Annotated in this window: 8 protein-coding genes and 1 tRNA gene; 5 read left to right on the forward strand and 4 right to left on the reverse strand. The window is 39.2% G+C overall.

Features of this window, described 5'->3' with window-relative positions; all coding sequences use genetic code 11:
- Positions 1 to 876: 876 nt before the first annotated feature.
- Positions 877 to 3,558: a reprolysin-like metallopeptidase gene (locus tag AAFN64_RS15250; protein ID WP_347761102.1), complete on the forward strand. Its 2,682-nt coding sequence runs from the start codon at positions 877 to 879 to the stop codon at positions 3,556 to 3,558.
- Positions 3,559 to 3,674: 116 nt separating this feature from the next.
- Positions 3,675 to 6,377 carry a reprolysin-like metallopeptidase gene (locus tag AAFN64_RS15255; RefSeq protein WP_347761104.1) on the forward strand — a complete coding sequence of 901 codons (2,703 nt, stop codon included), beginning with the start codon at positions 3,675 to 3,677 and terminating at the stop codon, positions 6,375 to 6,377.
- Between the two features lie 47 nt (positions 6,378 to 6,424).
- On the opposite strand, the gene AAFN64_RS15260 is transcribed toward AAFN64_RS15255, so the two are convergent.
- The 4 genes from AAFN64_RS15260 to AAFN64_RS15275 form a co-directional block, all read right to left on the reverse strand.
- Positions 6,425 to 6,943, reverse strand: coding sequence for a hypothetical protein (locus tag AAFN64_RS15260; protein WP_300490526.1), 519 nt, complete (start codon positions 6,941 to 6,943; stop codon positions 6,425 to 6,427).
- Positions 6,944 to 6,983: 40 nt separating this feature from the next.
- Positions 6,984 to 7,607 (reverse strand): aminoacyl-tRNA hydrolase, encoded by a 624-nt coding sequence (pth, locus tag AAFN64_RS15265; RefSeq protein WP_347761106.1) that lies wholly within the window; start codon positions 7,605 to 7,607, stop codon positions 6,984 to 6,986.
- A 109-nt stretch (positions 7,608 to 7,716) separates the two neighbouring features.
- Complete coding sequence (locus AAFN64_RS15270) at positions 7,717 to 8,328, reverse strand: 50S ribosomal protein L25/general stress protein Ctc (protein ID WP_347761107.1); 612 nt, start codon at positions 8,326 to 8,328, stop codon at positions 7,717 to 7,719.
- 31 nt (positions 8,329 to 8,359) lie between these two features.
- Complete coding sequence (locus tag AAFN64_RS15275; RefSeq protein WP_300490535.1) at positions 8,360 to 9,301, reverse strand: ribose-phosphate pyrophosphokinase; 942 nt, start codon at positions 9,299 to 9,301, stop codon at positions 8,360 to 8,362.
- Positions 9,302 to 9,464: 163 nt separating this feature from the next.
- Between AAFN64_RS15275 and AAFN64_RS15280 the strand changes: the two genes are divergently transcribed.
- From AAFN64_RS15280 to AAFN64_RS15290, 3 genes are all read left to right on the forward strand, one after another.
- Positions 9,465 to 9,544 (forward strand) — tRNA-Leu (locus tag AAFN64_RS15280).
- A gap of 304 nt (positions 9,545 to 9,848) precedes the next feature.
- A complete protein-coding gene (locus tag AAFN64_RS15285) occupies positions 9,849 to 11,189 on the forward strand; it encodes a TolC family protein (RefSeq protein ID WP_347761109.1) in 1,341 nt (446 codons plus the stop codon).
- A 10-nt stretch (positions 11,190 to 11,199) separates the two neighbouring features.
- Positions 11,200 to 12,438, forward strand: coding sequence for an efflux RND transporter periplasmic adaptor subunit (locus AAFN64_RS15290; protein ID WP_347761111.1), 1,239 nt, complete (start codon positions 11,200 to 11,202; stop codon positions 12,436 to 12,438).
- Positions 12,439 to 12,441: the final 3 nt, after the last annotated feature.

Here is a 12,441-nt window from a genome sequence, read left to right on the forward strand (position 1 = left end):
AAAAAAAGCTGTGCGTAAACCCACACAGCTCTTCTATAAAAAACAGTCTATTTCCATTTAGCCTTTAATAAATTTGATCATTTTAAAACCACCTGTTTCACCAAGCATTATAAAAGACACTCCGTTATCTAAATCATCAATATTAATCGCCAGAGCCGCAGTAGCCCTCAGTATTTCGTCGTACTACAGCTTGACCAAGATAACTATAAACTACACCGCTATCGGTAAAATCAACTCCTTTCAGCACAACGCCATTTAAAATTTCTTTTGCCGGGTCTAAACAAACCGACAGTGCATGGAGTCGTATAAAATTGTTTGTTCCTTACTTATCAAATTGTCCACCTTAGACAGCAATTGTCCCTGCAGGTATTGCCATACGATACTATCTATCACCATAGTCGCAACTAAACTATCGTTATAATCATCGAAAAAAGTAAACTGATACCAATTGTTATCTGGCAGCGTCCGGTTCTATTTGTTTAAAGCCGGTAAATTTGGATTAACATCGAAATAAGCCCCACCTTAACATTGTAATACTGTAGTTTTTATATAATATTCTGATAAGAATTATTTAACCCAAGAATTTAAGTATTTTTTTTCGCACAAAACACCTCAAATCCCACAAAAAGACACACTAAAAACAATTAAATCACATAAAAATCATTTAATAATGTTTTATTTTAACATTACAGATTTTTATTTTACATTTTAAAACACCAAAAAGTCTTTACTTACTATTGATAAATTTGACTATAATATACAGTATCAATGCTTTTAGTGTGCTGTTTTTTGTTAAAAAAAGGAAAAATCTTTTTTTTTTATATAAATGGTGTACTTTTACAAAACTTAACTGTTTAACAACCTAAAATCCCTCAGATGAAAAGAAAAATACTTTTGTCTTTCGCATCAGTATTTGCTATGTCCGTTGGCTATGCCCAAAATGGCCGATTATGGACCCCTGCAAAACAAGAAAGAGTAGTTATTTCAAAAAAAGCACAGAGAGAATCTTTCCCTACTAACTATTCTCTTTATAATTTAGACTTCAGTAGCTTAAAAGCAGAACTTTCCAAAGCTCCAAGTCGTTTTTCCAACAATTCGGATGTTATTATTTCCATCCCTAATGCAGACGGAAAAATAGAGAAATTCAGAATTTACGAAGCTTCTAACTTTGCTCCGGAATTGCAATTACAATTCCCGGATATTCGTTCTTATATCGGAATCGGAATTGATGATCAATATGCACAATTGCGTATAAGTATCGCTCCGGAAGGTATTCAGACTATGGTATTCAGAGCTGGTAAAAAAGCGGAATTCATGGAGCCTTATTCAGCAGATGGCAAAACCTATGCTTTCTATACTTCGGCAAGAGAAAAAGGAAAACTTCCTTTTAACTGTTCTACACCGCACGAAGAAGCATTAAACGATGAATTATTACATAAAATCAACCCATCGCAACAACTTTCCAACACGGGACAGTTAAAAACGATGCGTTTGGCATTATCCTGTACAGGAGAATACACTACTTTCCACGGTGGTACAGTTGCCGGAGCTTTAGCCGCTATGAATGCAACAATGGCGCGTGTAAACGGTGTATTTGAAAAAGACCTTGCCATTCACTTAAACATCATTGCCAACAACTCATTGGTAATTTACACCAATGCCGCAACAGATCCTTATTCTGACGCAGCTGCTGGTGCCAATGGTGCCTGGAATGCCGAATTACAAAACAACTTAACCAGTGTTCTTGGGAATGCCGCATACGATATCGGACACTTATTTGGTGCTTCCGGAGGTGGTGGTAATGCAGGATGTATTGGTTGTGTTTGCGTAGACAACAGCAAAGGTAGCGGTTATACATCGCCTGCTGATGATGTTCCAATGGGAGACACTTTTGATATTGACTATGTGGCACACGAATTAGGTCACCAATTAGGAGCTAACCACACGTTCTCTCACAATATCGAAGGAACAGGTGTGAATGTTGAGCCAGGTTCAGGATCCTCTATCATGGGATATGCCGGAATTACTGACTATAACGTTCAGGCACATTCTGATGACTATTTCACTTACAGAAGTATCTTACAGATTCAAACGAATATGGCTGGTAAATCTTGTCCGGTAACCACTCCAACAGGAAACCAGGCTCCGGTTATTAGTGCTGGATCAAACTATACAATTCCAAAAGGAACAGCTTTCGTATTGAGAGGTACAGGAACTGATCCGGACGGAAACCCACTTACTTACAACTGGGAACAAAACGACACTGCCGTTTCGGGTAACACAGGAGCAAACAGTGTGGCAACGCCAACAAAAGCAACTGGTCCAACTTTCCGTTCTGTAGCACCGTCTACATCTCCGGTTCGTTATATGCCTGATTTTGCTACTGTATTACAAAACAAATTATCTACTACATGGGAATCGGTATCCGATGTAGCCAGAACACTTAACTTTACCCTTACGGGAAGAGATAACGTTGCCAACGTAGGACAAACAAACACGTCTTCAATGGCTGTAACTGTTAACGCTTCTGCAGGTCCATTTAAAGTAACTTCTCCTGCAAACGACAACGCTTCATGGACACAAGGTTCTACACAAACGATTACATGGGATGTTGCCGGTACAACTGCTAACAACATCAACACGGCTAATGTTAACATCTTATTCTCAAGCGACAACGGAGCAACATTTACTACTTTAGTAGCAAATACTCCAAACGACGGTTCACAGGCAATCACCGTTCCTAACGTAGCGGCTCCTTACTGTAGAATTAAAGTAGAATCTGTAGGAAATATTTTCTACGCTCTATCTAAAAACATCTCTGTAGGATATACTGTAACGGTACAAAAAATCTGTACGGATTACACCAGAACATTTAGTGCACTTGAATTACCAACAGGTTATACAGGATATGCTATTCCAGTTCCGGACAACTATACTATCTCTGATTTCAACATCAAAGTAGACATCAACAGTCAAAGAACTAGTGATTTAAGTTTAGGTATTGCCTTACCAAACTCTTCAACAATTAACTCTTTATTCTTTACAGGAGGAAACTGTTTGGCATCAATTGGTAACTTAAAAGCTACTTTCGATGATGACGGAGCCAACTTCAGTTGTGCTGCAACAGGAACCAACCAGACGTACAAACCAAGTTCACCGTTAAGCGTTTACGAAGGAATGAACTCTGCCGGACAATGGATGTTAGCTGCTAAAAAAGCAAATGCGTCAAGATCGGCAACATTAAACAGCATCACATTCCAGTTCTGTAAAACAGAAACTTCGATAACTCTTGGATCTGAAAGCTTTAATTTACAAGATTTCAACATCTACCCGAACCCGAACACCGGAAACTTCAATGTTGAGTTCAAATCGAATTCAAACAACGAAATCAAAGTGGTTGTTCACGATATCAGAGGTAGAGAAATCTTCAACAAATCGTACCAGAACTCAGGCTTATTTAACCAAAACTTACAGTTAAATAATGCACAATCGGGAATTTACCTGGTAACTGTTCAGGATGGCGACAGAAAAGAAGTTAGAAAGATTGTTATAGAATAATTCGACTTAATAAAAAGCCTCAGAAAAACACTTCTGGGGCTTTTCTATTTATAGCATTTCTACACAAAATCATATGATTCGAACCTTATAATTATTAACTATAAATCAAATAACTAATGAAAAGAAGATTACTATTCGTAGTATCAGCCTTATGTCTTGCGGCATCGGGCTATGCACAGGGTTCTCTCTGGACGAAGGTCAAAGAAGAGCGAATCCAGATGTACGAAAAGATGGAGCGTGCTTCTCAACCACTGAAGTTTGAAGTGTTTTCACTTGACCTTCAAGCGATGAAAGCCAAGTTGCAAAATGCTCCTTTACGCGATGTTTCCAATGGCAACTCCGATGTTGTTTTAGCCTTCCCTAACCCACAAGGAAAATTGGAAAACTACCGTATTTTCGAATCTCCGGTAATGGAAGCTGAACTAGCGGCCAAATATCCTGGTATTAAGACCTATGTTGGTCAAGGTATTGACGATCCAAGTGCGACTATTAACTTTAGTGTTACCCTTTTTGGTCTTCACACGATGACATTATCCGGGACAAACGGCACTTCGTATATCGACACGTATACCAAAGACTTGAACAACTATATCGTTTACTCAAGAAACGAACTAACTACGAACCGTTCTTTTAGCTGTATGACTGAAGACGACGCTGAGGAAGTAGCCGGACGAGTAATGAACGATAATACAACTGCTTTAGCTAACGACGGAAAATACAGAGTATACCGTCTTGCTATGGCTTGTACAATTGAATATGCAGCTTTCCACGTAAATGCAGCCGGATTAGGCGGTGGTACAACTGCACAGAAAAAAGCAGCTGTATTAGCTGCAATGAACGTTACAATGGCACGTGTTAACGGTCTTTACGAAAGAGACATGGCCATACACATGAACCTTGTAGCCAACAATGACGTAATTATTTTTATCGATTCGGATAACTTCAGTAACGATAACGCGAATACATTAATCAACGAAAGTCAGACTGTAATTGACGCGAACATCGGTTCATCTAATTACGATATCGGACACACTGTAAGTACAGGTGGTGGTGGTTTAGCACAGTTAAACTCTCCATGTACTGCTAACAAAGCAAGAGGAATCACAGGTTCTCCTTCGCCGGTTGGAGATCCGTACGATATTGATTATGTAGCTCACGAAATGGGTCACCAGTTTGGAGCAACACATACCTTTAACGGACTTGGTGGTAACTGTACTACTTCAACCCGTAGCGCCGGAACAGCTGTAGAACCAGGTAGTGGTAACACGATTATGGGATACGCTGGTATCTGTCCTGGAGTTGACGTTCAGAACAACTCTGATGCACATTTCCACGCTGTGAGTATTGCTCAGATGCAAACATTTGTAACTACAACAGGAACCTGTTCAGTTACAACAAACAATGGTAACGCAGCACCGGTAGTAAACGCTGGAGCCAACTACACTATTCCATACGGAACAGCTTTTATTCTTAAAGGAAGTGCAACCGATACAGCCGGAGAAGTACTAACATACTGTTGGGAACAAACCGATACTCAGATTTCGACACAACCACCGGTAGCAACGTCTACATCAGGACCTAATTTCCGTTCTTTCCCTCCAACAACGTCACCAAACCGTTATATGCCTCGTTTCGAGGACGTATTGGCTGGTAACCTTACACCAACATGGGAAGTTGTTCCAAATGCAGCCAGAACGATGAATTTCGCTTTAACTGTACGTGATAACAAAGCGCCAAACGGAGGACAAACAAACCGTGGAAACATGGTAGTAACTTTTGCAAACACAGGACCTTTCCGCGTTACTTCTCCTGCTACAGCAGACGTTACCTGGACTCAGGGATCAACACAAACAGTTACCTGGAACGTAGCCGGAACTACAGCAAACGGAATCAACACTGCTAACGTAAACATTTTATTCTCCAGCGATAACGGAGCTACATTTACTACTTTGGTAGCCAACACTCCAAATGACGGTTCTCAAGCTATTACCGTTCCTAACGTTGCTTCTCCAAACTGTAGAATTATGATCGAAGCAGTAGGAAACATTTTCTATGCGTTATCTCCAAACATTGCGGTTGGTTATACTGTAACTACAACTTGCAACACGTATACTGCAAACCCTAATACAGCTATTGCAGGTTCTGCGCAACCGTCATGGGCAATTCAAGGTAGTGTAAACGTTCCGGATAACGTAACGATTTCTGATCTTAACTTAAACGTGAACATCACACACACAAGAATTAACGATTTATATATCGGTTTATTAAAACCGGGAGCTACAACAGTAGGTGAAATCCGTATCGTATACCAACAAGGTTGTTCTACATTGTTTAGCAACATGAATACTACTTTCGATGATGCAGGATTAAACTTAAACTGTTCTGGTATTAATACCGCTGGTAATGCTTACAAACCACTTAACACGTTAGACATCTTTAACGGACAAAGTTCTTTAGGAGCATGGAGACTTGTTATTGCCGATTTAACAGTAGCAAACAGCGGAACTTTAAACAGTTTTGGTGTTAACATCTGTTCCAGAACGGTAACATTAGGTAGCGAAAGCTTCGGATTACAAGATTTCAACATCTACCCGAACCCGAACAACGGAAACTTCAAAGTTTCATTTAACTCGAATTCAAGCAATGAGATTAAAGTGGTATTACATGACATCAGAGGTCGTGAAATTTTTAACCAATCGTATCAAAATGCAGGTTTATTCAACCAGGATATTCAGTTAAACAATGTTCAGTCTGGTATCTATATCGTTTCTGTTCTTGACGGAGATCGTAAAGAAGTAAGAAAGATTGTTATCGAATAAGACAACATTCAATACAAACAAAAAAAGAGCCCTATTTGGGGCTCTTTTTATTTTGCTAGGGTAGCTTTTACTTTTGTATACAGTTGCGGCACCTCATCCACTTTAAAATCGAGATCAAAGGCTATGTAATTTTCTTTTTGTGATAAATCCAGAGTCCCTTTGCCAACAGCAAAGTAACCGGCCTGACCACGGCAAAAACAATGCCTTCCAAACAACATCTTTACATTTTCCAATTGAACATCTTTTAATTTAAGATCAAAAACACCATTATCAACTTCAAAGACAATCTCTTCCTTGTGTTGTCCATCCTCCAATCCTTCTTCCGTATTTCGATTGTATTCATAAATAATAACGGATTTATTATCGTTATCCACCAGCTGATAATACAACTTACCAATACCATCAATTTTTTTATCCATACCTTTATTTTTAAGCAATTGGATGGTACATTTACCATCACTAGGACATTCGGAGGCGATTATAGTTGTCATATTACTTTTATTTGGATTAGCGGTATCGCAAAACGACATGGTTAACAATACCGGAATAAGCAATAATTTTTTCATACGTTAAATATTTAATGATCAAGCAAATATACTAAAAGTATTATTTCCCATTAAAAGTATTCATGGTGATGTCCAAACCTGACAAGGCAAAAGAACGGATTGACTCCACTGCAACATCCAGTCGCTCCGGAAGTTTACTCTTTTCTTCTTCGCTCCATTCTCCCAAGACATAATCGACCTGTTGTCCTTTTTTAAACTGATCACTAATACCAAACCGGAAACGCGGATATTCAACTGAATTGAGCAACAACTGAATATTTTTAAGTCCGTTATGACCGCCATCGCTCCCTTTGGCTTTGATACGGATTGTCCCAAACGACAGGTTAAGATCGTCGGTAATCACAAATATATTTTCTTTAGCGATTTTTTCCTTATCCATCCAGTATTGAACGGCTTTACCGCTAAGGTTCATATAGGTATTCGGTTTGAGTAACAGCAAGGTACGTCCTTTTATTTTATATTCCGCCATAGTACCCAGTTTTACGGTTTCGAACGAAAGACCTTCCTTTTTTGCCAGGTGATCCAAAACCTTAAACCCAATATTATGACGTGTATTGACATATTCTGCTCCTATATTTCCCAAGCCCACAATTAAAAACTTTTTCATCGGATCTGTATTTTCTTCTATTTCTTTTTTCCGGAATAACCAGTCAATTATTTTCATGTTGCAAAAGTAAACTATTTCCAAACGCAATCACACCCTGACTACCCGGCTATAGGCATAAAAAAAGCACCGGGGATTCCGGTGCTTTTCAAGTATTTGAAAAATAAAATTATTTTTTCTTTCCTTTTGCTGGTGCTTTTGCAGCTTTTGCAGCTTCCTGAGCAGCTTTCATAGCAGCACGTGAAATTCTCACCTGACATACTACTGTATTGTCCGGGTGTAATAAACGGTAGTTGTTTGTAGGTAATTTAGTTACATACAATTTGTTACCCATTTCTAATTCAGTGATATCTGCTTCAACGAAATCAGGTAGGTTAGCAGGTAAAGCTCTTACTTTAAGTTTACGTTGGTTTAAACGTAAAACACCTCCGGCCATAACACCTTTAGAGTTACCAACGATTTTCACAGGAACTTCCATAGTGATTTCTCTGTCTTCGTGTAACTGATAGAAATCGATGTGTAAAATTTTATCAGATACCGGGTGAACCTGGATATCTTGTAAAATAGCGTTGAATGATTTACCATTTTCCAATTCAACTACAACAGTGTGTACGTTTGGAGTGTAAACTAAACTTTTAAACGCTTTTTCTTCTGCGTTAAAATGTACTGGTTGTTCTCCTCCGTATAACACGCAAGGAACCATTCCAGCATTACGTGCCGCTTTCGTTGCCGATTTGCCCACGCTTTCTCTTTCAGATCCTTTGATCGTAATTGATTTCATTTTGAAATATAATTAAATTAATAAAAAATTCTTAAACAATAAATTTGCTGCTGATCGAATTATTATTGTGTACCATATGCATTACATCGGCAAATAATTCGGCACAGCTCACCACTCTGATTTTCGGGCTTGATTTTTTCAACGGTATGGAATCCGTAACAATCAATTCCTCAATTTTTGAGTTCTCTATTTTCTGGTAAGCGTCACCTGATAAAATAGCATGCGTACAGATTGCACGAACACTCAGGGCACCTCTTTCCATCATCATATCAGCTGCTTTTGCAAGCGTTCCTCCGGTATCAATCATATCGTCCACCAGAATCACATTTCTTCCGGTAACATCTCCGATCAATTCCATAGTATCGATCACGTTAGCCTGTTTTCTTTGTTTGTAACAAATTACCACATCCGACTCCAGGAATTTCGAGTATGCATAAGCACGTTTCGATCCACCCATATCCGGCGAAGCAATTGTTAATTTATCCAGGTTCAGACTTCTTACATATGGCAAGAAAATAGTCGACGCAAACAAATGGTCAACCGGCTTTTCAAAAAAGCCCTGAATCTGATCGGCATGTAAATCCATCGTCATAATTCGGGTAGCTCCCGCCGCTTCGATCAGTTTTGCCACCAATTTTGCCCCTATCGGCACTCTTGGTTTATCTTTCCGATCCTGACGTGCCCATCCGAAATATGGAATTACTGCTGTAATGTGTCGCGCCGAAGCTCTTTTAGCCGCATCGATCATCAATAAAAGCTCCATCAGATTGTCGGAACTCGGAAATGTCGAGCAAACTAAAAACACACGTAATCCGCGTATTGACTCTTCAAAAGACGGCTGGAATTCTCCATCGCTGTATTTTGAAATTGTAACTTTACCCAGCGCCACACCATAGTGTTTTGCTATCTGTTCAGCAAGATATTCACTTTGAGAACATGCAAATATCTTTGCTTCCGGTTCTATATGTGACATTTTAATTCGTTGTTTAGTAGTTAGTTAGTGTTGTCGTGTTTAAACGAGGTGCAAATTTAGAAATTAAATTCCACACTTAAAGAATATTTTCCTTTATTTTTTTGATTATTTCTAATTTTTTTATTTACATTTGCACCCACAATTGACAACCAGTTGTCCACAAGCCTAGGTGGCGGAATTGGTAGACGCGCACGACTCAAACTCGTGTACTTCGGTGTGTGGGTTCGATTCCCACCCTAGGTACAAAAAGCTCCAAACGATGTTTGGAGCTTTTTTATTTAGCATCCATACCAAGTCACAAAACCCAGCTCCGACCTTTTGCTACAAAATACAAACAGCCACTTTTCTTACGCACTTCAACCTGAATAGACTAACAAATTAACAATTAAAACATTGTTAAATCAGTAATACAGTTAAAATATTGATTATATTTGATATACCTTATTTCTCAAACAAGATTTTCCGATTTAAAAAGAACCTCTATTGATTGATAATAAGCTAATCCAGACTTAATTTATTTTTTCAGAATTTAAATTAGAGTACATGTATGAAATCATTTATCATTAACAGTTTTACTGTAATTTCGATTTGTCATACGTTTCATATTCAAGCTCAGAATATACAAAAAGAGCAACTCCCTTCGGTCTGGAATCTGGAACAATGCATTTCCTATTCCAAAGAAAACAACATACAAATAAACACGTTGCGACTGACCGAAAAATCCACCGAACAGGATTTACTACAAGCCAAAGCGGCAAAATTCCCAAGCCTTTCCGGTAGCGCCTCACAAAGCTATACCAATGCTAAAAATGCCGATTTAGTTGTAGGCGGTTTTCAAACACAAGCCACTTTTGCCGGAAATTATTCCCTTGGTTCATCGGTGACATTGTATAACGGTGGTTATCTAAACAATGATGTCAAACAAAAAAAGCTATTAATCGAAACCGCAAAATACAATGCCCAAGCAGCCGAAAATGAGATTGCATTACAAATTACCCAAGCCTATCTGACCGTTTTACTGACAAAAGAAAACAGCACCTATTTAAGCGAAATTGCAACCACCTCCGAAGCGCAACTAAAATTAGGCGAGTTAAAATATAACGCGGGAAGCATTGCCAAAAAAGATCTGGTACAGTTAAAAGCACAATTAGCCACCGACAACTACAACCTCATCAACTCTCAAAATAGTGAAAAACAAAACACATTAACCCTAAAACAACTACTACAACTTCCATCGGGCTATAATTTGGTTATTCAGAAACCCGATACATTGATCACAATTTTACCCGTGGTTGCTTTAGCGGAAGCACAAAAAATAGCCTTAGAACAACGGCCCGAAGTAAAAAGTAGTCAGCTGGCTACCGAAAGTGCCGCATTGGATTTACAAAAATCAAAAGCCGGTTTTCAACCCACTCTAAGCGCAAGCGGAACCCTGGCTTCCGGGTATTCCGACAACCAGCAAATTGCCTACGCGACGCAATTGGACAATAATTTTTACCAACGATTAGGGCTTTCGCTTTCCATCCCGATTTTTAACAACCGAATTGCAAAGACCAATGTTGAAAAATCCAAGATTGCGATTGACCAGTCCAAATTAAATCTGACCAATACTGAAACAATACTATCGCAACAGGTCGAACAAGCCTATATCAGTGCACTCAATGCTCAATCCCAGTATTCGGCCGCCAAAGAACAGATGGATGCTAACAAAGAAAACTATCGAATTGCAAACGAACAATTGCGGTTGGGCGGCATCAGTACCGTCGATTACTTATTACAAAAAAACCTGTATGTGCAGGCCTTCCAAAATTTTATACAGGCAAAATTCAATGCCGTAGTGAGCTTAAAAATATACGACTTCTATAAAGGAGAACCGATCAAACTCTAAAAAAAGCACCATGAAAAAAAGCAGATTAATCATTGGCATCATCATTGGCTTATTACTTATAGGAGGTATAGCATATTTTATATTTAACAAAGAAGAAAACATAATACAGTTAACCACCGAAAAACCGCATTATGGCGCTATTTCGACCAGCGTATCGGCCACAGGAAAGATACAACCGGTCGATACGGTAGCTGTCGGCACTCAGGTATCGGGCACGATACAAAAAGTATTTGTCGATTTTAATTCGGTTGTTAAAAAAGGACAATTGCTCGCTCAGATTGATCAGTCGTTATTATTAGCCCAGGTTCAACAAATTACCGCCAACCTGCAACAAGCAAAAAGCAATTATAGCTACCAGCAATCCAACTTTACCCGACAAACACAATTATATAATGCCGGAGGGATCAGTAAAGCCGACTTTGAAGCAGCAAAAAACCAATATGAAGTCGCCCGAGACAATGTAAATAGTGTATCGGCGCAATTGCGATCGATACAAAAAAGCCTTTCTTTTACCACTATAGCCTCACCGATAGACGGCACCGTTTTATCCCGAAAAGTTAGCGAAGGACAAACCGTTGCTGCGAGCTTAAACACGCCTACCTTATTTAGCATTGCTAAAGATCTTACCAAAATGCAGGTTCAGGCATCGGTAGACGAAGCCGATGTTGGAAATGTAAAAGTTGGAGAACGCGCCAGTTTTACCGTAGACGCCTTCCCGGACGATGTATTTACAGGTACCGTAATAGAAGTACGCCTGCAACCAACAATTTCGTCCAATGTAGTAACCTATACCACTATTATCAATGCTCCGAATGACGACCTAAAACTCAAGCCGGGTATGACAGCCAACATTGTGATCTATACCAAAGAAATCAAAAACACCTTATTAGTATCCGCCAAAGCCATCGCTTTTCAACCCGATTCGACCTTGACAAAACAGTACAAAATCGGGAAAGCCCCCACTCACAACAGGACAGGCAGAAAGGCATCAAAAAGCAACGTTCATCAAACCGACAGTATTATCCCCAAAAAGGCGACCGTATGGATAAAAGAAGGAATGACACTCGTTCCGAAACAAATCGAAATCGGATTAGACAACGATATAGATGTTCAGGTGATTAAAGGTATAACCGACAAAAATGAGATTGCAACCGGGATTAACGTACCACGGCAATCCAAAAACAATAAAGCAAACAATTCAAGTCCGTTTATTCCTAAACGTCCGGGCGGCGGTGGCGGTAGAAATTAATTT

The organism is Flavobacterium sp. CAU 1735, assembly GCF_039888695.1.
GTDB lineage: Bacteria > Bacteroidota > Bacteroidia > Flavobacteriales > Flavobacteriaceae > Flavobacterium.

Excerpts from the sequence above, each read along its gene's own strand:
- AAFN64_RS15285 (WP_347761109.1), top strand. The coding sequence starts at position 9,849 with ATGAAATCATTTATCATTAACAGTTTTACTGTAATTTCGATTTGTCAT.
- AAFN64_RS15250 (WP_347761102.1), top strand. The coding sequence starts at position 877 with ATGAAAAGAAAAATACTTTTGTCTTTCGCATCAGTATTTGCTATGTCC.
- AAFN64_RS15275 (WP_300490535.1), bottom strand. The coding sequence starts at position 9,301 with ATGTCACATATAGAACCGGAAGCAAAGATATTTGCATGTTCTCAAAGT.
- AAFN64_RS15255 (WP_347761104.1), top strand. The coding sequence starts at position 3,675 with ATGAAAAGAAGATTACTATTCGTAGTATCAGCCTTATGTCTTGCGGCA.
- AAFN64_RS15270 (WP_347761107.1), bottom strand. The coding sequence starts at position 8,328 with ATGAAATCAATTACGATCAAAGGATCTGAAAGAGAAAGCGTGGGCAAA.
- pth (WP_347761106.1), bottom strand. The coding sequence starts at position 7,607 with ATGAAAATAATTGACTGGTTATTCCGGAAAAAAGAAATAGAAGAAAAT.
- AAFN64_RS15260 (WP_300490526.1), bottom strand. The coding sequence starts at position 6,943 with ATGAAAAAATTATTGCTTATTCCGGTATTGTTAACCATGTCGTTTTGC.
- AAFN64_RS15290 (WP_347761111.1), top strand. The coding sequence starts at position 11,200 with ATGAAAAAAAGCAGATTAATCATTGGCATCATCATTGGCTTATTACTT.